Annotated in this window: 22 protein-coding genes and 1 pseudogene; 12 read left to right on the forward strand and 11 right to left on the reverse strand. The window is 60.0% G+C overall.

Features of this window, described 5'->3' with window-relative positions:
• Nucleotides 1–2,285: pseudogene (locus GJR96_RS15420) on the forward strand (nitric-oxide reductase large subunit).
• Between the two features lie 240 nt (nt 2,286–2,525).
• The gene (locus tag GJR96_RS15425) at nt 2,526–2,789 is read left to right on the forward strand and encodes a hypothetical protein (protein WP_151164092.1); all 264 of its coding nucleotides are present in this window, start codon (nt 2,526–2,528) and stop codon (nt 2,787–2,789) included.
• 83 nt (nt 2,790–2,872) lie between these two features.
• Here the strand turns inward: GJR96_RS15425 and GJR96_RS15430 are convergent, their stop codons facing one another.
• Nucleotides 2,873–3,421 carry a halocyanin domain-containing protein gene (locus tag GJR96_RS15430; RefSeq protein ID WP_151164094.1) on the reverse strand — a complete coding sequence of 183 codons (549 nt, stop codon included), beginning with the start codon at nt 3,419–3,421 and terminating at the stop codon, nt 2,873–2,875.
• Nucleotides 3,422–3,484: 63 nt separating this feature from the next.
• On the reverse strand, nt 3,485–4,618 hold the full coding sequence (locus GJR96_RS15435; RefSeq protein ID WP_151164096.1) for a TIGR04053 family radical SAM/SPASM domain-containing protein: 1,134 nt from the start codon (nt 4,616–4,618) through the stop codon (nt 3,485–3,487).
• A gap of 103 nt (nt 4,619–4,721) precedes the next feature.
• Between GJR96_RS15435 and GJR96_RS15440 the strand changes: the two genes are divergently transcribed.
• A complete protein-coding gene (locus GJR96_RS15440; protein ID WP_225317781.1) occupies nt 4,722–5,018 on the forward strand; it encodes a DUF2249 domain-containing protein in 297 nt (98 codons plus the stop codon).
• A gap of 12 nt (nt 5,019–5,030) precedes the next feature.
• Here GJR96_RS15440 and GJR96_RS15445 read toward each other — a convergent pair whose 3' ends face one another.
• A complete protein-coding gene (locus GJR96_RS15445; RefSeq protein WP_151164098.1) occupies nt 5,031–5,630 on the reverse strand; it encodes a TetR/AcrR family transcriptional regulator in 600 nt (199 codons plus the stop codon).
• A gap of 249 nt (nt 5,631–5,879) precedes the next feature.
• Between GJR96_RS15445 and GJR96_RS15450 the strand changes: the two genes are divergently transcribed.
• A complete protein-coding gene (locus GJR96_RS15450; RefSeq protein WP_151164100.1) occupies nt 5,880–7,295 on the forward strand; it encodes an alpha/beta hydrolase in 1,416 nt (471 codons plus the stop codon).
• A 113-nt stretch (nt 7,296–7,408) separates the two neighbouring features.
• On the forward strand, nt 7,409–7,561 hold the full coding sequence (locus GJR96_RS15455; RefSeq protein WP_154326373.1) for an HVO_2142 family zinc finger protein: 153 nt from the start codon (nt 7,409–7,411) through the stop codon (nt 7,559–7,561).
• A 57-nt stretch (nt 7,562–7,618) separates the two neighbouring features.
• Here GJR96_RS15455 and GJR96_RS15460 read toward each other — a convergent pair whose 3' ends face one another.
• Nucleotides 7,619–7,909 carry a CGCGG family putative rSAM-modified RiPP protein gene (locus tag GJR96_RS15460; RefSeq protein WP_151164101.1) on the reverse strand — a complete coding sequence of 97 codons (291 nt, stop codon included), beginning with the start codon at nt 7,907–7,909 and terminating at the stop codon, nt 7,619–7,621.
• Between the two features lie 135 nt (nt 7,910–8,044).
• Between GJR96_RS15460 and nirK the strand changes: the two genes are divergently transcribed.
• The 4 genes from nirK to GJR96_RS15480 all read left to right on the forward strand — a co-directional run bounded on the left by nirK (nt 8,045) and on the right by GJR96_RS15480 (nt 11,023).
• Complete coding sequence (gene nirK / locus GJR96_RS15465) at nt 8,045–9,118, forward strand: copper-containing nitrite reductase (RefSeq protein ID WP_151164103.1); 1,074 nt, start codon at nt 8,045–8,047, stop codon at nt 9,116–9,118.
• Between the two features lie 136 nt (nt 9,119–9,254).
• Nucleotides 9,255–9,797 (forward strand): hypothetical protein, encoded by a 543-nt coding sequence (locus GJR96_RS15470; protein WP_151164105.1) that lies wholly within the window; start codon nt 9,255–9,257, stop codon nt 9,795–9,797.
• A 58-nt stretch (nt 9,798–9,855) separates the two neighbouring features.
• On the forward strand, nt 9,856–10,548 hold the full coding sequence (locus tag GJR96_RS15475) for a nucleotidyltransferase domain-containing protein (RefSeq protein WP_151164107.1): 693 nt from the start codon (nt 9,856–9,858) through the stop codon (nt 10,546–10,548).
• The gene (locus tag GJR96_RS15480) at nt 10,538–11,023 is read left to right on the forward strand and encodes a hypothetical protein (protein WP_151164109.1); all 486 of its coding nucleotides are present in this window, start codon (nt 10,538–10,540) and stop codon (nt 11,021–11,023) included. Before GJR96_RS15475 ends, GJR96_RS15480 begins: the two co-directional genes overlap by 11 nt.
• Before the next feature lie 51 nt (nt 11,024–11,074).
• On the opposite strand, the gene GJR96_RS15485 is transcribed toward GJR96_RS15480, so the two are convergent.
• From GJR96_RS15485 to GJR96_RS15515, 7 genes are all read right to left on the reverse strand, one after another.
• Complete coding sequence (locus GJR96_RS15485) at nt 11,075–12,010, reverse strand: DMT family transporter (protein WP_151164110.1); 936 nt, start codon at nt 12,008–12,010, stop codon at nt 11,075–11,077.
• A gap of 99 nt (nt 12,011–12,109) precedes the next feature.
• Nucleotides 12,110–12,421, reverse strand: coding sequence for a cupin domain-containing protein (locus GJR96_RS15490; protein ID WP_151164112.1), 312 nt, complete (start codon nt 12,419–12,421; stop codon nt 12,110–12,112).
• Between the two features lie 193 nt (nt 12,422–12,614).
• Nucleotides 12,615–14,126: an SLC13 family permease gene (locus GJR96_RS15495; protein ID WP_323849395.1), complete on the reverse strand. Its 1,512-nt coding sequence runs from the start codon at nt 14,124–14,126 to the stop codon at nt 12,615–12,617.
• Between the two features lie 183 nt (nt 14,127–14,309).
• Nucleotides 14,310–15,284 (reverse strand): NAD(P)-dependent alcohol dehydrogenase, encoded by a 975-nt coding sequence (locus GJR96_RS15500; protein ID WP_151164114.1) that lies wholly within the window; start codon nt 15,282–15,284, stop codon nt 14,310–14,312.
• A gap of 151 nt (nt 15,285–15,435) precedes the next feature.
• Nucleotides 15,436–16,812 carry a hypothetical protein gene (locus GJR96_RS15505; RefSeq protein ID WP_225317759.1) on the reverse strand — a complete coding sequence of 459 codons (1,377 nt, stop codon included), beginning with the start codon at nt 16,810–16,812 and terminating at the stop codon, nt 15,436–15,438.
• Between the two features lie 63 nt (nt 16,813–16,875).
• Nucleotides 16,876–17,157, reverse strand: a complete 282-nt coding sequence (locus GJR96_RS15510; protein ID WP_151164116.1) for a hypothetical protein — start codon at nt 17,155–17,157, stop codon at nt 16,876–16,878.
• Nucleotides 17,158–17,261: 104 nt separating this feature from the next.
• Nucleotides 17,262–17,495, reverse strand: a complete 234-nt coding sequence (locus tag GJR96_RS15515; protein WP_151164117.1) for a DUF2249 domain-containing protein — start codon at nt 17,493–17,495, stop codon at nt 17,262–17,264.
• A 236-nt stretch (nt 17,496–17,731) separates the two neighbouring features.
• On the opposite strand from GJR96_RS15515, the gene GJR96_RS15520 reads away from it, so the two are divergent.
• From GJR96_RS15520 to GJR96_RS15530, 3 genes are all read left to right on the forward strand, one after another.
• Nucleotides 17,732–18,826, forward strand: a complete 1,095-nt coding sequence (locus GJR96_RS15520; RefSeq protein WP_151164119.1) for a saccharopine dehydrogenase family protein — start codon at nt 17,732–17,734, stop codon at nt 18,824–18,826.
• Between the two features lie 113 nt (nt 18,827–18,939).
• Nucleotides 18,940–19,344 (forward strand): DUF2178 domain-containing protein, encoded by a 405-nt coding sequence (locus GJR96_RS15525; protein WP_151164121.1) that lies wholly within the window; start codon nt 18,940–18,942, stop codon nt 19,342–19,344.
• The gene (locus tag GJR96_RS15530; protein ID WP_151164123.1) at nt 19,341–19,541 is read left to right on the forward strand and encodes a helix-turn-helix transcriptional regulator; all 201 of its coding nucleotides are present in this window, start codon (nt 19,341–19,343) and stop codon (nt 19,539–19,541) included. Before GJR96_RS15525 ends, GJR96_RS15530 begins: the two co-directional genes overlap by 4 nt.
• Nucleotides 19,542–19,646: the final 105 nt, after the last annotated feature.

The raw sequence follows: 19,646 nt of genomic DNA on the forward strand, positions 1-19,646 counted from the left end.
ATGGAACTCACGCGTAAGACCATCGCGAAGGCGATAGCCGTCGTGTTCATCTTCAACCTCGTCGTGATGGGTGCCGGTGCCTGGTTCGCGTATCAGGAAGCTCCACCCATCCCCGAAGAGGTCGTCGGCCCCGACGGTGACGTCGTCGTCAGTGGAGAAGAGATTCGAGACGGCAAGACGGTGTTCCAGCAGAACGGCCTGATGAACCACGGGTCCATACTCGGCAATGGTGCGTACTACGGCGTCGACTACACTGCCGACGCACTCGAGTTGAAAGTCCAGTACATGCGGGACTACTACGCCCAAGAGCGCTATGGTGAGGCGTACGACGCGCTCGCATCGGAAGAACAGGCTGCCGTCGCAGATGTCGTCGCAAACGACCTCGACGAGACGTACGACGGTGGCGCAATTCAGTACTCTGCGGCGGAGCAGTACGCCCACGAACGAGTTCGTGAGGAGTACGTCAAACGGTATCACGAGGGAGACCACGAACGGGGCGTTCCCTCGGGAATGATAGACTCTGCGGCCGATGCAGAACAGTTCGCCGACTTCGCCATGTGGACGGCGTGGTTCTCGCACACCGACCGGCCGGGGAGTACGCACTCGTACACGAACGACTGGCCGTACAACCCCGGGGCAGGGAACGATGCCACTGCCGCTTCGATGACGTGGAGTGTCATCGCAATGGTCCTCCTCGTCGCCGGCGCGGGTCTCGGTATCTGGCTGTACAAGTCCATCGAACTCCCCGAACCGTCGGCAGAGGGAATCTCGGTCCCTGAACCCGGCGACGTGAGTGTCTTCCCGAGTCAGCGAGCCGCACTTCGGTTCATTCCTGTCGCGGCGGGATTGTTCCTCGCACAGGTGTTACTCGGCGGGTTGCTCGCGCACTTCTACATCGAACGGGCCGGGTTCTTCGGCGTCGAAGAGATACTCGGCGTCCACATCCTCCAACTCCTCCCGTTCTCGCTGGCGAAGACGTGGCACATCGACCTCGGGATTCTGTGGATTGCGGCGACGTGGCTCGGTGCTGGATTGTTCCTCCCACCGTTGTTGACCGGGTACGAACCGCCGAAGCAATCGAGATACATCGACGTCCTGCTCGGGGCTATCGTCGTCGTCACCGTCGGTGGCCTCAGTGGGATTTGGCTCGGTGCGAACGGGTACATCGACGGACCACTATGGTGGATTCTCGGAAACGAAGGCCTCGAGTACCTCGAAGTCGGGAAGTTCTGGCAGTTCGGTATCCTCGCTGGATTCGGCATCTGGGCGGTACTCGCAATCCGCGGGTTGAAACCGCTCTTGGACAGGGAACCACTCTACGGACTGGCGCACATGATACTGTACGCCGGTGGGTCGATTGCGCTCTTGTTCACCGCGGGGTTCCTCTTCACTCCGGAGACGAACATCGCCGTCACGGAGTTCTGGCGGTGGTGGGTCGTCCACATGTGGGTCGAAGGTGCCTTCGAGTTCTTCATCGTCGCTATCGTCGGCCTGACGTTGGTGTCGATGAACCTGCTCTCGCGCCGCAGTGCCGAGAAGGCGGTCATGCTCCAAGCACTCCTCGTGATGGGGACGGGCATCATCGGCGTCTCGCACCACTACTGGTGGGTCGGAATGCCGACATGTGGGTCCCTATCGGGAGCGTCTTCTCGACGCTCGAACTCATCCCGTTGGTGTTCATCCTCTACGAGGCACTCGGTCAGTACCGAGCGATGAATGCCGACAGTGGATTCCCGTATCGCCTCACGTTCATGTTCATCATCGCCAGTGGCGTCTGGAACTTCGTCGGCGCGGGCGTCCTCGGATTCTTCATCAACCTTCCGCTCATCAACTACTACGAACACGGCACGTACCTCACCGTCGGCCACGCGCACGCCGCGATGTTCGGCGCGTTCGGCTTCCTCGCACTGGGCATGGTCACCTACATGCTCCAGCTTGCAATCGACCCCGCACGCTGGGACGGGTCGTGGCTTCGTGCCGCGTTCTGGTGTTGGAACGTGGGCCTCGTGTTGATGGTGTTCGTGTCTGTCCTTCCGGTTGGGTTCCTCCAGTTGGAGACGGCGTTCACCGCCGGATACGACGCTGCCCGGAGCGTGGCGTTCTACGACCAACCGTTGGTCCAGTCACTCTTCTGGGCGCGCCTCCCCGGAGACTCACTCATCATCCTCGGCACGGTCATCTACGCTGCGGACCTCGTCAGAAAACGGTTCGTCCTGCGCGAATCGGCTGACGACCCGAGTGTCGAAGATATGGCCGTCGCCGAAGGTGTGCTGAGCGACGACTAAGCGACCCTCGTCCGGTTTTCCGCTCGGTGGGTGCTCACCCACGACCTGACACAGTTGGGGTGCGCTGACTGCGCTACTATTTCTCATCTGGGCCCGTACCGGTCGTTTGTGCCCGAGTACGACCCTGTGGAATCGGACCTCATCAGACAGTTTACCGGACTCGTCGTCGAGAGTCTTTACGTCACGCAAGATTTCAGAACGGCCACTGTTGGGTGCCGATACTGTCGGGACACGAGACTCGTGTCGGGCGACTCAGTCAGCGTGGCGCTCTCCTGTTACGAAGATTTCAGTTGGGAAATCGAAGGCGTCTACTGTGCATCTCACGGAGTCGACGCCGTCGAGTCGGTGATGGACGTTCGTGCAGAACAACAGGCGGTCGTCAGTGCCGTTTTGGAGGCGTCGGGTTACTACCCGCCGAGAGGAACCTTTCAGCCTGACGCACTCACCCTCGGTGATGTCTCGCTTCTCGATTTCAGCCCGACCGAGGCAGGGTATCGAACGTAGCGACCGACTCACGACGCTCCAACTCCGGGAGACCAGTCCCTCGTGTGTACACCCGCCGCTCGACAAAAACGAGTGGCCAGAACCTACTCGACCACGACGACGCCTTTCATGCCCACCGTCTCGTGGGGCACACAGGAGTACGTGTACGTACCCGTCTCCTCGAACGTGTGTTCGAAGGTGTGGCTGCTACTCCCGGCGAGTTCGGACTCGAAGGACCCGTCCGTATCCACGACGTTGTGTGACCCTCCTTCTCCGGTCCACTCCCACGTGACCGTCGTCCCTGTGGAGATTCGAATCGCCGCGGGACCGAATCCGAACGCTCCGCCGTTCGCTTCGGTACCGACGTCGACAGTGACCGCGTCCGTTCCCGTTTTGTCTCTCACACCGTCGTAGTTCTCGACGTCTTCGAGCCATCCATCGAACGTCTGTCTCCCTGACGACTCGGCTGAGTCACTGTCTCCATTTGGGGACTCTGCCGTTTCTCCGTTGGTCGTCGTCGCAGTCGCCTCTGCCGTCTCGTCAGGCGAGGAGTCGGCGCTCGAACCAGTACACCCGGCGAGGGCGGTGGTAAGTACGCTGCTCGCCGCAAGTGCTGTAAACTGCCGTCGAGAGAGTTCGGTAGTTCGCGTCATCGTCTTCACGTCGTCACTCGTCCAGCCAATCGATTGTCCCGAACGTGTTCGGGTGAGTTCTCGTCAATCGCCACTCGCTTGGTCTGACGGCATCTTGCCGTCGTACCCCTCTGGAACGTACGCGCACAAGGGGTCGCTCGCAAGCGGGTCATCCGTGTGTGCATACGCGCGTGACCTGCTTCCGCCACAGACGTGCCGGTACTCGCAGACTCCACACTTCCCGCGAAGTGCATCGCGGTCACGAAGTGACTGGAATAACTCGCTTTCTCGGTACCGTTCGACGAGACCACCGTCCCGGACGGACCCTGCTGACTTCGGGAGGAACCCGGACGGATACAATTCGCCGGTGTGGCTCACGAACGCGAACCCGTCGCCAGCGGTGATTCCGAGACGGCGGCCGATACCGTCGCTCGATGGTGACCCACTCGCGTCTCGCCTGTGCTGAATCGCCACTCGTCGGTAGAACGGTGCTTCGGTCGTCTTCACGCCGAACGGTGCGTCTTTACTCACGTCGGAGAGCCACTCCATGACAGATTCGGCACGGTCGGGCGAAATTGATTCGAGGATACGGCCACGGCCGACGGGGACCAAGAAGAACACCGACCAGAGAACGGCGTCGAGTTCGTCGACGAGGTCGCGGAGTGCTGGCAGTTCGTCGACGGTTTGCGCGCACACTGTCGTGTTAATCTGGATAGGGAGGCCTGCATCACGCGCCGCACGGGCTGCTCGAACTGTCTCCTCGAAGCTCCCGTTTTCTCCTCGGAACGTGTCGTGCGTACTGGGCGTCGCGCCGTCGAGACTCACTGCGAGTCGCGTTACTCCAGCGTCGCTGAGGCGATGTACTGTCTCCGGCGTCAGCGACGACGTTCCACTCGGTGTCAGCGTCATTCGGAGTCCACGGGACGTGCCGTACTCGATTAGTTCGACGAGGTCAGGTCTCGCGAGTGGGTCTCCGCCCGAGAGAACGACGAGTTGACCCGGTCCGAACTCTCGCGTTTGGTCGAGGAGGCGCTTTCCCTCCGAGGTGGTCAGTTCGTCGGGGTGGCGCGCTGGCTGTGCGTCCGCGCGACAGTGGTCGCACGCGAGTTCACACGCTTGCGTTACTTCCCAGATGAGGACGAATGGACGTCGACTCGTGTCGATTGCCGCCGGGTCCGGTCCCGTCGATGGACGGGACTGCGGTGGGTGCGGTGCCATGGTCGTTTGGACGGTCTTTCTCGGACCGACGTGAACCACGTGGCGAACATGTTCGCGTGGATTGGACGTGAGCTGCGCGCTCCCTTCATCGAACATCTTCGGGATGAACTACCTACGACCTCGGTTCGACGTCACGAACATGGACGTCGAACCGTACTTGGTCGAAGCGGACGCACCGACTGCCAGAGCCATCGACTTCCTCGATGCGCGTGACCTTCCGCCACCGGAACCGCTCACGAAGACGCTCACACGTCTCGCCGAACTCGACGCCGAGACGGTGTTCGTCCAACTCAACGACCGGGAACCGAAATTTCTCTTCCCGAAGCTCGACGACCGAGGATTCGTCTATCGTTCGGTCGAGACGGACGAGGGGATGCTGACGGCGATTTGGGTACCGTGAGAGTGACGCTGTTCACTCGCACGTGACCATCTCGACCGCCCAGTCGAACAGTGTGCGCCGAACCGCGGCGTAGTACTCGTCTCCCACGTCGTCTCGGTGGAGTGGCAGATACGAGATATACAACAACGCCGACGCGAGTACGTTCGGGTCACCGGCGACGACATGTCCCTGTTCTTGCCACGCTTCGAGCGACGGGACGAGTAACTCTCGCTTGTCTGCTCGCGTCGTGGCCAACTCTTCTTCGGAGAGTCGCGACTGGAGGTGTTCACGTTCGTCACGTGTGATAGTTCGCGTGAAGATGGGGTTCTCGACCAGGGCGTCGGTCGAAATTTCGAGGAACCGCCGAATCGCTGTCTCAGGGTCGCTACGGTGTACGTCCAGTACCTCCCGGAGGTCGTCGTACACCTTCTGGGATTCGTTTCGAAGGACCGCAACGTAGAGCGCTTCTTTGGAGTCGAAGAACGAGTAGAACGTTCCTGCCGCGATACCCGCGGCATCCGTGAGGTCGGTAATCGTCGTTCCATCGAGGCCGTCAGCCACGAAGTGTGTGTATCCCGCGTCGAGTAACGCCGCTCGAACCTCACGCCGTCTTTCGTCTGTAAACTGTGGCATCGAACAGTGTCACCTCGCCCCCGCGTTCACTGCGTCTTCCTCGGACCGGCTTTCGTGGTCGTTCATCGTCTACTGTATCGTGTTTCCTCATATGAATACTATTCGAACTCAGTTCATTTTTTGGTGGCCAACTGTGCCCAAGAACCCCAGTAACCGGGTTATTTGTCGATTTTTGGCCTTCAGGTGGCACTTTCTCAAATGAATGAATACGCAGTAATATTCATATGGTGGGGGAACCGAGGTATAACCATGCCCGAACAACTCGAAACCCCACTCACACATCGAGTGATTGAGTCCCCGCTGGGCCGCTTGCTCCACTCACGCGTCTTCGAACGACTGAAAATCTCGTCTGTCGACCGCGAGTTCGGTGTGCTGCGAGCACGCGCCGCCGCCGACGTCGCAGGTGAAGATGTCGATGCCTTCCTCGACGAACTGGGTGTCACCGACCCGATAGACGATTCGCTCCGACGAAAGATAGAGACCACGTTACAGCACCACAGTACGGTCAAATCTGAATACGAGTCTGTCGCCGACAGGTGGGACGAGGTGTTCTGGGGAGATACGGAGTCGACACTCGACGAACGGACCCGACTCGAAAAGCGGCGCCGTGAATACGGGTCGCGATGGGTGTCTCCCCAAAAGGAGTTCAAGTTCATCACGAAAGCAGACATCGTCGATATCGTCGACTTCGATATCCCTTCCCCGCAATCGGCTATCGAACGGTGGCGCGGATACGATGGGTCCGACGTGTACGGTCCACCGGAGTCGATGCCAGACGTCGCAGTCTCTCGGACGATGCGGGGACCAGAGACGCGTGAGTATCTCGTTCGGTTCGAGTCGCCGTCGGCGTTCTTCGACGACACTGCCTACGCCCGCGTTTACGAACCGGCGGACTCCTCTCAGGACGACGAACTCCCGACGATTATCTTCGCAACGGGGTTGGCGATGGCGTGCGACCTCATGGAGTACTGGACCGAAGAGGAGTACGTCGGCCGTGATTTGGCACCACAAGGCTACCGGGTCGTCCTCCCGATTCCGCCGTGGCACGGTCGTCGAGAAATCCCCGGTTACTACACGGGCGAACCGTACCTTGCTCGGATGCCCAGTAGTGGGGTCGAACTCTACGAAGGGCAGGCGAAAGAGATTGCAGTCCTCGTCCAGTGGCTTCGCTCACAAGGTGCACCCACAGTTGGTGTCGGTGGGTTGAGCCTCGGTGGTATCGTCACGTCGTTCGTCGCTGCGTACGCAGATACGTGGCCGTCCGAGATGCAACCGGATTTCGCTATTCCCGTGGCGGCATCAGCGAAGATTGCAGACCTCCTGTTCGAGAGTTCGCTCACGAAATCCCTCGGGGTAACGGGGGCGCTCGAAGCGGCGGGATGGACGCGAGACGAGATGTCCCATCTCGACAGCGTCCTCACTGCCCCGACGACACCCGGTCTCGACCCCGACCGAATCTATCCGGTCGGTGGTCTCGTCGACGAGATGACGCAGTATCCGACGATGCGGCAGACGCTCGACGAGTGGGGTGTTCCCGCCGAGAACCGTCTCGAATGGGATTGTGGTCACTTCGGTGTCACACTCCGAGCGATGCGTACCGACACGTTCCAAGAGTTCCTCATCGACGCACTCGAAACCCATTCAGAGGACGGTCCAGTCCAGTAGTTCGACCACGTTCTCCACCTTCGAACTACCCGTCACCGTCACCGTCACCTATCACAATTCCCGAATTTGTCACAATCGATAATGTAATAATACATCACTCGTATGAACGTGGTATGAGCACAGACCACAAACAAAACGGTCACTCCGAGTGGTGCCCGGATTGTGGTACTGAGATGTTGTTTACTGGGACGATACCAACTGGCTACGCACAGTTCTTCTGTGAACAGTGTCGGTACCGCCGTGACCGATTCGTCGGTGACGACTGACTGTTCTCGTAGGCCGCGAACACACACGTCGGGAGGTCTGCGGTACTCCTTTCGGCATCAGACGTAGACGCGAGTGACGAACCCGCCGCACCCACACCGGTCGACGAACTCCCAGTCGAGGGAGTGAAACTCGTCTTCGAGGACTGGATAGAGATACGACGAGGGATGGCCGTGTGCCTCGTGTGTGACGAGGTTGACGTGTCTTCCCGGCGCAGTACGTTCGATGGCGGAGCGTGCATCTTGGACGACACGTTCTCTGCTCTCAGCGTGTTCTGGATGTTCGAGGTTCGCCGACCACGAGGTGTCGTGTCGTTCGGTGTCTGGTGTGGATGGTTCTTCTGTGGTCATGGTCGTTCGACTGTTTTGGCTTGTAGGATGGTGTGCTAGACTCCGAATATGTTCGTACAGGGTCTCTCAGTGATGAAATTGGCACTTCACTATACCCGTCAGTGGTGCCACGACTCAACTGGAGGGTGACGATAGATGCTATCGACGACTCGGCGACGGACGTTACAGGCACTTGGACTCGGTGGTGTGGCATCGCTTGCAGGGTGTGCCAATCAAGCACCGACTGCGGCGCAGTCGTTGGAGACGACGACCGAACCGGCCCAACAACAGAGTCCGAACGTAGTCGATATGGTCGCGGCTGACCCGACGGACATCCCCGACCCAATCGACCGCAACGAACCAGCAGAAGTGGACGTGACACTTCGCCCCGAGGAGGTGACCGCCGAGGTCGAAGACGGCGTGACGTTCACGTACATGACGTACAACGGGCAGGTACCCGGGCCGTTCATTCGCGTCAGACAGGGTGATACGGTCAATCTGACCTTCGAGAACCCAGAAGAGAACTCGATGCCGCACAACGTCGACTTCCACGCCGTCGCCGGTCCGGGTGGTGGCGCAGAAGCGACGATGACGAATCCCGGTGAGACGGCGAACCTCAGGTTCAAAGCGACGTACCCTGGCGCGTACATCTACCACTGTGCCGTTCCGAATCTCGACATGCACATCAGCGCGGGGATGTTCGGTCTCATCCTCGTCGAACCACCGGAGGGACTCCCGGACGTCGACCACGAAGTGTACATCGGACAGCACGAACTCTACACCGACAAGAAAGCGGGTACAGAGGGACACCACGGGTTCGACTTCGACGCCATGCGGAACGAAGAACCAACGTACGTCCTGATGAACGGTGAGAAGTTCGCGTGGACTGACGCTGGTCGTGGCCCTGCCGTGACTGCGAAGACGGGAGAGACAGTCCGCATCTTCTTCGTAGATGGCGGGCCGAACCTCTCCAGTAGTTTCCACCCAATCGGGAGCGTCTGGGAGACACTGTATCCCGATGGGTCGCTCACTACGGAACCACAGACCCACATCCAGACACGACTCGTTCCGCCGGGGAGTACCGCGATAGCGACGATGAGTTCACCAGTTCCCGGTGATTTCAAACTCGTCGACCACTCGCTGTCGCGAGTCGCCCGGAAAGGTTGCATGGCCGTCGTCCGCGCGGAAGGCTCAGAGGACCCGGAGATATTCGACTCAGACCCGAAGTGAGTGCCCGAAGCGACACTTCCTCGGGGTCTTTTTTGCCGTCGTGGTCGACCCAGTAGTCGTCTCCGCCGAGACCTCGTCGGCTCTCTCGAACATGTCCGGGGGAATCGACAGGGGCAGTCGTTCCGTACTCGACTGTATGGCTGGACGTTTCTCACCCTTCGGTGGCACCGACGAGAGCGACCTGTACGACGACTACGGGGAGTTCGTCCCAGAACACGTCCCGGAACCGGGTCCGTTCCTGGACGGACACCGCATCCTCACCGGCGACGAACACGTCACCTTCCACGAACGGACTCGGGACGTGTTCGAGGAACGGACCGTGTACGACACGACGTTCAACTACAACCTCGCCCGGTTGAACCTCGACACTCGTCACGAGGACGCCGGATTTCGGTATGCCGTCGAGACAGGTGACTCGTCGGTCCTTCGTGCCGAGTTCACTCCGACGACGCCGTTTTGCCCCCAATCGCACACACTCGCACTCGGTGCGTTCCGTGCGTGGAACGGGCTGTCAGACAGACACGATTTCGACCTCGTTCGTGTTCGCGTCTCGGCCATGCACCAGCAAAGCGACGCCATCAACGAACAACTCGCGGCGCTCGAAACGAGGTATCTCGACACAGGCACCGTCCCCGATGCGTCGACTGACCTCTCGACGGTCGATTCAGCGATGCGGTGATACCCGACAACGGAATTGATACGAACCCTTATCATATGTTGTTGCATATAATGAAACAGTGTCCGACGATACGAAACAACAACCGCGCGTCTGCCTTCGCGTCAACCCCGGGGACGACACGAAGATATTCAGGCTTCGTGCTGCAGACGACCTCCTCCGACTGCTCGTCGATGCACACGTATCGGAGTTCACGATGTCTGAACTGGCCGCCGAGACTAACCACAGTCGGTCGACCGTCTGGCGTGCAGTCGGACTCCTCGACGAACTCGGTGCCATCGAGGTCCGAGAGACGCCCCAACGGAAGTACGTCTCCATCGACTCGGCACACCTCCAGAAGGACGACCCGATACTTGCAATCGAACAGGTCGAGTATCACGACCCCATCCGGGAGTTCGTCCACCGAGTCGAAGACGCGGTGACAGAGACGAGCGGTATCGAAGAACTCCTCGGCGTCCTCGTGTTTGGGAGTGTCGCCCGTGGCGAAGCAGACCGGAAGAGCGACATCGACCTCTTCGTGCTCGTCGATGGCGACAGAACCGTCGCTCGACGCGTCGCCTCTGAAATTGGGGCCGAGCTCGGTGAAGTGCGATTCGACGGTGACCGGTACACGTTCGAATCGTTCGTCGAATCACCAGAGAGCGCGAAACGCGCAGGAGACAAGTTGCGAGAGATATTCGGCGAAGGGGTCACAGTCTACGGCAGTGAGGCGTTCCAACGAGCCCGAAAAGCGGTGATGGAACGTGAGCGGTAACCGAATCGAGTCACTCGTCGACGAGGTGCAAGCGGCGTTCGACCAGCGACCCGACGAGATAGAGTCCGGGCTGGACACCAACGAAGCGGACGTGCTGCAACTTCGGAAGTCGTGTCGGCTGTTGGCGGGTGCGGCATCGTTGCTCGACGAGGGGTTCTACACTATCGTCATCGAGACGTCGTTCGTCGCCATCGAGCGCGTCGTCGAGTTCAAACTACTCGAACGTGGTGTCGAACCGCGTGACCTCCCTGGAACTCATCCCGGCGTCTATACGGAAGCGGCGAGGCGTGGCATCCTCTCCGAGTACGTCGCGGACAACCTCCAAGACCTGTGGCGGAACCACCGCGCGAAGACGTACTATCAAGACGGTCTCGCGGCACGAGTCCGTGCAGAGAAACTGTTCGAGTTGGCCACCGAGACGCACGAGTACGTCGTGAACCAATCCGTGAAGAGACACGAGTGCCTCTGCGAGTGACCAGCAGACGTCGAGTGATTTCCGCGGACACGAGCTGAGTCACAGAGCGACTCAGAACCCGAGCGAACTGATGCCACGAACGAGTGCTGGGCCGCCGGTCACGAGGGCCGCACCGAGAACCACGAGGACGACACCGGCGACGACGCCCCGAGTGACGCGTTCGAGGTCACCGAGCCAAATCCACGAGAAGACGACGGTGAACAGTGGCGCCGTGGCGACGAGTGGGTCGACGACTGCGATTCGTCCCTCCGGTGCTGCGAGCGCAGTGAACATCGAGAGGAGCGCTACCGACGTGATGACTCCGCTCGCGGCGAACACGAAGTACGACCGGCGAGGGCGATTTAGAACCCGCTCTCGGCCGACGACGGCGACGTAGGCACCGAGTGTGAGGAGTGCGGCGAACTCGTTGATGGCGACTGCTTCGAGTGGCGTCGCTTCACCGGCGGCGAGGCCCCACCGCCGGGCGACGTTGCCGAGGGCGAAGAATGCAGCAGCGGCGAGTGGAACGAGCAAGTCTTTGTTCGACCACCCTTCGAGGTCACCTCCTTTTGCGACAGAGAGGACGCCGAGGCCGACGACGAGGACGACGATGCCGACAGCAGTTGGGGCCGAGAGTGGCTCTCCGAGGAACCCTACTGCGAGCGCCGTCGCGAACAGTGGTCTCGCACTGACTACGGCGCTGGAGATACTCGCACCGACGCGTGCGTTCCCCGCGAAGATTGCGAGCCGACCTAATGCAGTTCCGATAGCACCAGCGGCGACGAAGATACCGATGGTTTCGAGCGAGAGGCCACTGAATGGATTGTCTTGGAACACGGCGAGTGCACCGAGGTAAATCGTCGAGTCGACGACGACGACGACGAGCGACGCTTGGAGCGGATTCCCTCCTCCCGAGAGTGCTCGCTTCTCGATGACTGGCGTGAACCCCCACATGACTGCCGGCGCGAACGCGAGAAGCAGGACAGAAAGTGGGGCCGAGAGGTCCATATTCTGTCTCGGTGGCACGTCTGTAAATATTCCGTGGAACCGGAGTCGTGTTCGACGACCCGTGGCCATGAACTGGGGACGGTCGTTCCGCAGTATGGACTACTGTTCGTGTTCGTTTGCGGGTGCGAACACGAGGACCGCCGTGCTTGGTTCGACTGCGTGCGGTGATATCTCCCGTTCGCCGCTGAACCGTGCGAGTTCGTTCGGGCGGATGTCGTATACCTCGTCGTCGAGTGTGAGTTCGAGGTGGCCCGACACGAGGTGGAGGACGATGTCCGTCCCCGGATGCGTGTGTGCTGGAACCGCTTGCCCAGCATCGAGTTTCAGTCTGACCGTCCGTGGTCGGTTGTCGTCGAATACCTCTGCGTGGGTCGTCTCGGGAAGTGAGTCGAGAGCGATGAGTTCGGGCATCTGTACTCTGTGAACGATTCTGCCGAGACGCGGTGAGTGTTGACCCGAACACGTTCGGGAGTAGCCGCCGGTCTTCCGGGTTTTCTCGGAGTCCCCAGACGGTGATGGTTTGCCAAGGGCACGATGAGTGTGGAGCGAACGGCCTCACGAACTCTCACCGACTGTGGGTTTCCGCGCGCATCTCGTCTCTCCCTCACCCGAGGACGAGTGGCCAGAGAAAGCGAATGAGGAGGTATGCGACGCCCGTCGTCAAGAGAATGACGACGCCGTCGAGCAACGCACCCGCCCGGAGCATATGGTCGCGCTCTATGTACCCCGTTCCGAAGACAATCGCGTTTGGTGGCGTCGCAACCGGCAGCGCGAACCCGTAACTGGCAGCGATGGCACCGGTCACCGCTAGCAACACCGACGCGAGTTCCGCCGACGTACCGAGTGCTTCGGCATACATCGGACCGATGTTGATCAGTAGTGGAGCGAGAATGGCTGCCATCGCGGTATTCGACGCCAACTCACCGACGACGACGACCATCGTAATCATCACGAGAAGCACGACGACGACCGACGTCCCTTCCAGTGACCCGAGGGTCACCTCGGCGAGCCACGTGGTCGCATTCGTGTCGGCCAACGCGTTTGCTAACGAGATTCCACCACCCAGAAGCAACAGCGTTCCCCAGTCGATATCGAGCAAGTCGTCCCACGTTGTCGCTCCGCTCACGACCAGTGTCGGTATCGCGAGTACCCCCACGAGGACGTAAAACAGGATTCCCTCGTGGCCGGCAGTCCCGAAGACGTTGGTGCCTGTCCCACCGAAGAGCGTGACATACCACGGGCGTGGAAGAACGTCAGCGAACAGAAATTCGAACCCACCGAGAAGCCACAGGAACGCGGTGCCAGCGAATATCAGGACAGTTCGGCGGGCTTGGGGTGAGAGAGACCCCATCGACCGAAGCTCGCTTCGGGCGCGCTTGCGTGCGTGACTCACGTCGAACTCCTCTGGTGGGTACACGACGTACGTCAGAAGAACCCACGCGACAGGGAGTGTGACAACCACCATCGGGAGCCCGATTGCGAGCCACTCGACGAAGGTGATGTCGTAGCCGATGAGTTCGGACACTTGGCCGACGACGATTGCGTTCGGTGGTGTTCCGATAAGCGTTCCCACGCCACCCAAACTCGCCGCGTATGCGATGCCGAGCAACATCCCTATCTGGAGGTTCGAGGCCGTCGGCGAGGCGCTCTCTTCGTCCAACTTCGTCAACTCGGTAACGCTCTCGACGATGCCGAGTACGATTGGCACCATCATCGCGACTGTCGCCGTGTTCGAGATGAGCATCGAAAGAAGCGCCGTCGCGACCATAACGCCCAAGACGAGACCTCGTGCCGTTGTTCCAAACCGGATGAGTATCGAAAACGCGATTCGTCGGTCGATACCGTGCGCCTGAAACGCCTCTGCGAGCATGAAACCCGCGAGGAGCAGGAAGATAACTGGGTCAGCGAAGCCCGCGACTGCGTCACCAAAGTCTGGATAGACACCGAATACCGTCAACAGAATCGGAATAATCAGGGCAGTGAGTGGGAGTGGAACCACCCCGGTAATCCAGAGCAGTGCCGCGAACACCATCGTCGCGACCGCGTACTGTCCGGCAACGGTCAGCGAATCGGACGTTGGGACAGTCGCGACGGCCACCATGGCCACTGTGGCCACAACAATCGTCGCGAACCCGGCGAGTTGTTTCGATGACAACGGTGTGTACCTGTCTGCTTCTCGGACAGTATTCAATGTTAGTAGTAATCGGTCCTGCGGAAACCCGCAGGCGCTGAGCGGGTGCCCGGGCCGTGCCGAAGAGAGAACAGTGAGCGTTCCACGGGTCACCCGACCCGTGGTCGTTTATGCTTCCACAGTGACGACGACGCTTCCCGCCTTGTGACCAGTGTCGACGTATCGGTGTGCGTCGGCGATGTCGTCGAGTGGATATTCTCGGTCGATAACTGGGCGGAGACTTCCTTCTTCGGCGAGGTTCCGCAGAGTGCGGAGGTTTGCCCGCTTCGTTCTCGTCGACGCTAGCCCAGTGGCCGCGAAGAGTGCCCGTTTGTCACCGACGAGTCGGGTCCACACCATCTGAAGGAGGATTCCTACAGAGGGGACAGTCGTCAGATATCGCCCGCCGGCGTCGAGCGAGTCTTTGCAAGCCGAATAGGACCGCTTCCCGACGGCATCGAAGATGACGTCGTACGTTTCACCAGTGGTCGTGAAGTCGGTGCGTGTGTAGTCGAGTACCGTGTCGGCACCGAGCGACTGTACCAACTCGACGTTATTGGTGCTACAGACGCCGGTGACCGTCGCGCCGAACTCTCGCGCGAGTTGCACGGCCGCCGTTCCAACTGACCCGGAGGCACCGTTGACGAGGATGGAGTCACCTGGCTGAACGTGTGCGTGGGCGTTCAGAAACTCTATCGCCGTCAGCCCACCGTCACAGATTGCCGCGGCTTCGCTGTAGTCGAGGTTCGACGGCATAGTCGCGATGGCCCCGTCTTCGGGGAGGCATAGATACTCGGCGTGTGCACCGCTTCCCGGGGCCGCGGTTCCGAACACGGCGTCGCCCGGGGCGAATCGCACGACGTTCCGGCCGATTGCCTCGATTTCGCCGGCGAACACGTCGCCCGGGACCGCGTTGGGCCTTCTGAGACCGCTGAAGAACCGAATGATGAACGGAGTCCCTTCACGGGCGGCCGAATCCGGTGGTCCGACTATCGTCGCCCGAACCCGAATGAGAACTTCGTCGTCGTCGGGGGTTGGCTTCGCCACCTCGTCGATGTGAAGGACGTCTGGTGAGCCATACGTCGTGGCCACGACGGCTTGCATACGTGTCTGCCCCTGGGCTGGCTGTTCTTCGACACTCGTTGTCATCGCAGAACAGCATAGGCGTGGAGGGAGCGTAAATTGAGACTACTTCTTCGCCTCTTCGAATCTCGCATGCGATGCTCGTCACGGCCGAGCGTTTCCACAGAGTCGTTCACCGAAGGCGTTCGACCGAACGACTCCCTGTGGACTCTGCCCCGTCGTTCTCGTCTCTTCGCTGGGCGGTGAACAGCACTCCAACCAACGAATGCGGACTGTGGACGTGGACGACTCGGAGGATGTTGACGACGAAGAACACGACACCGGTCAGTAGGAGAACTCTCCCGAGGAATCCACCGAGCGACGGAAGAGAGAACATCTTCGTGGCGACGAGAGTGAACGTGCCGGTGACGACGAGGCCGAAGTCGAAGGTGGCGATTCGGTCACTGTAGAGGTCGTCTATCATCGGGACTGGTTCGTACCCGAGCAGGTCGCTGTAGCGGTGGACCCAGACGACGAACGGAACGACGTGATAGAGTGTCCCGAAGACCACGAACCCGACGACACCGAGGACGAGAAGATAAAACGACGACGGCGCACCGAACCGAGTCGCGTACGCGAGTGGGTCGCCCAGCCACGCGAAGAACGTGAGGCCACTCCAGAGAGCCAGTGCAGGGACGACGACTGCGTACCGTGTGAGCATCGGGTTCCACTCGACAGACGTCTCAGTGAGACGGCGAGCGAGGACGATACTGAATCCAAAGAGCGTCACTGTGACCAGCACACCACCGACCCGTGCGACGAGTAGTGCATCGAACAGTCGACCAACTGCGAGAAGAACGACACCCACTGGGTACCCGACTTCTTCTGCACGTCGAAGCCAGATGTCGACGCCGTGGAGTTTCGTTTGCGTGAACATCGTTCCGAGTTGGTAGAGGGCCCCGAGTATCGTGGTCATCACGGCCCCGAAGAGTGCGAGGGTCACGTGAGTAGTGATAACTGCGCTCCGGGTCAGTGAGAGCGACGCGAAGACGGGATGGACACCGTCGACGGCGAGAAGCACCCCCACGGACGAGACGAGTACGAAGAACCCCAGCGCGAGGAGGAAGTGTCGTTCGGTGACGTCGTACTCAGACGTCGCCCCGAGGGTTCGTCCGACGTTGTACACGAAGAGCCAGAACCCGAGTAGCATCGCCCCACCGAACACCGGGAGCCATCCGAGTCTACTCGTGAGGAGACTGCCAGCAAATCCGAGTAATCCGCCGGCGACCAACCACAACTGCACAGTCGAGAGCCGTCGTGAGTGGAGTTCGACGCCCGACCAGACAGGCACGAATTGCGTCATCGCACCCATGATGGTGAGGCACACCCAACCGACGAGCACGAGGTGTACGTGTGCGAGATACCCTGTTCCCAGGACGACGCCGACAGCGACGCCCAGTTCGATTCCTATCCCGACGAGTAACAGGCCAAGGGCGACGACGAAGTGTCGAAGTGGCACGGTCATCGGAGGCTGTCGAGCAGTGTCGATGGTCCCTGGAACGACGCTCATAGCCGACCCTAGCGCACAGAGACTCGTACCGCTACCTCCGAACATCTTCGCCGGTCTCCAAACCTACCGTCCCTCGGAGTCGACTTCCAGACCGTACAGTCGGGTCACTGTTCGTACTGTTTCGTCGTCTCTTTCAGGGTCGTCGAGGGCCGCAATCGAAGGCGTGAGGATTTCCTCTACGATGGTTGCAGCCATCTGTTCGAGGGTCGATTGTTGTGCAGGGCTTACTGTCCCACCGGCTTCGAGTCGGGAGAGCGCGTGTTCGAGTTCACGCTCTTTGACTTCCTGTCCGTAGACTCGAAGTGCTCGTCTGAGTTGCTCTGGGTCGCGTTCGGGTTCTCTCATCTGTACTCCAACCACGCTTCGAGTGTCCTCAGACGGACGTCACTCTCTGAATCGGTACTGGAGACTGACTCGGTGAGAGGCGAGTCAGTGTGGTTCGGAATCGACTATCGCTTCGGGAACGTCGCGACGAATTCTGTCGGACTGCGTCGCTCGACGGCGTAGTTCTCGGCGTCGAACGCCGCAACCTCGGCTTGCATCTCGTAGAACAACGGTTTCGGGTCGTGGTCGTTGAGAATCGTCAGCGTCTCGCCACTCTCCAGTTCTTCGAACGCGGCGTGAATCTTCGGATGGCGTTCTGCCGGTGGAATCTCGCGAACGTCGAGTTTCGTGTCTGCCATACACGTCTCGGTTTCGAGTGTCCTACTGTGGGTGTTATCCCGAATATGTTCAGACTTCAGCCGTTTGTATCGCTCTATCGCATCGGTCTCTGAAGCGAATCGCTCGATGAGTCTGGCCGCGAGAGTGGGTCATCAAAAACAAAAGAATAATATATTTTTGAATTCATAGTCGGGTATGATGCGGAGATGCTGGGTGAAGCAGTGTCACCCGTGACACTCGAGGAGGTGGTTCCGCGATGACCACGTCTGTCCTCGTCGTTGGCGGGTACGGCATCGTCGGGCGGCACGTATGTCGACTCCTCGCGGAAAACCACGATACCCGTATCGTCGTCGCAGGTCGTACGCGGGAGAAGGCGTCTGCATTCGCTTCGACGCTGGACCGGGCTGTCTCCAGTGTGGTTGATTTACGCGACTCGAAGACGTTCTCTGAGGCGCTCGATGACGTCGACTGTGCCGTCGTCTGTGTCTCCCCTCCAGACGAATCGTTCGCACAGCGGTGTCTGGAGAGCGGGGTCGATTACGTCGATATCTCCCCGTCTGACTCCCACCTTCGGTCGATAGAGACGCTCGACGACACGGCAACGGCGAACGAGACAACTGCTGTCTTGAGTGTGGGTCTCGCTCCTGGCGTGACGAATCTCCTCGCTGAGAGTGCAATGGCGGAACTGGACACTGTCGATTCGATAGCACTCACTCTCGTGCTCGGTATCGGCGAACACGTCGGCCGAGACACGTTCGACTGGGTCGCCGATAGACTTCGAGACGAGTTCACGGTCCAAATCGGTGGGCACGAGCGACCAGTTCGGCCATTTTCCGACCCACGGATGGTCTCGATACCGGGCATCGGCCGCAGGCGAGTCTATCGTTACGACGTCGCCGACCAGCACGTCCTAGCTCGGACGACGGACGCCCCAACCGTCGGCACGTGGTTGTGTTACGACTCCACGTTGGCGACTAGATTGTCCGCATTCGCGGTAAGAACCGGTCTCGTAGAGACTGCAATCGACGCGGTAGGCCGAGAGGCAGTCGTCGATACTCTCGATGCAGGGACCAGCGCAGTCCCGTTTGGCTCCGACGAGTTCGTCGTCATCTCGAGTGTGAGTGGTCGCGTGAACGACGGTCCTGCGACAGTTCGCCGCTGGTTGCGTGGGCGAGACCAAGGTCGGGCGACGGCTATCGTCGCCGCTGCTATCACGAGTCTCGTTCTCGAATTGAACGTTCCACCCGGTGTGTATCACTCTCACGAGGCATTCGAGGGAGAACAATTCGAGCGCATTCTCAGAGAACACGGCTACGCCGTGGGCAGAGAGACGGTTTCATCGTCGACATAACCCACCGCCGACTCGAAGTCCGTCGGCGAGGGACGGTGGACCCATAGATTTATTGGATGTAAAGGAAACTTTACTGTAAAGGTCGCTTTACACCACGGCCTCGTACCACTCCCATGTCGAACCCACAAACACTCTCCAGCGAAGAATCGACTCGACGACTCTATCTCGGCCTATGGCTCTTTTCCGGTGTCTCACTCGCCGGATGTATCGTTCTGGGGTATCCGCTCGTTGGCACCGCCACGTTCGTTGGGTGTATCACGGCTGCCATCGTAGTCTTCAGTCGGTGCGATGGGCCCATCTTCGACGAGCGGGACCAGCGCCGGCAGGGTGAAGCGAGTCGCAGGACGCTTCGTGTCTTGGGAATCTCCTCGGCAGTCGTCTTCCCGGTGACGACTGCACTCTGGGCCCTCGGTGTAGTCGAGTGGCCTCTCTGGTTGACCCCCATCGCGTTCTTCGTCGCGGGCCTCGCGTTCGTGCACGTGGGTAGCACGATGTACGAAACGACGCAGGTTGCATGAACAACGCTCTCCGAACTCACCGCGAACAGCGGAACTTGACACAGGGGGAACTGGCGTCACTTGTCGACGTCACGCGGCAGACCATCAACTCCATCGAACGAGGCCGATATAACCCCAGTCTCGAACTTGCGTTGAAACTCGCACGCGAGTTCGAGTGCTCCGTCGGGGACCTTTTTTGGCTCGAGTCGGGCGAGTAAAGACGCACTCTTCATCCGCTCACGCCAGTGACACCGTTCGTGATACCGGGCCGACCGGGTTGTTTCTTCCACCGCCTGGACCACTCGGTGACAGACTGCTCATTC

This window comes from Haloferax litoreum, assembly GCF_009674605.1.
Classification (GTDB): Archaea; Halobacteriota; Halobacteria; order Halobacteriales; family Haloferacaceae; genus Haloferax; species Haloferax litoreum.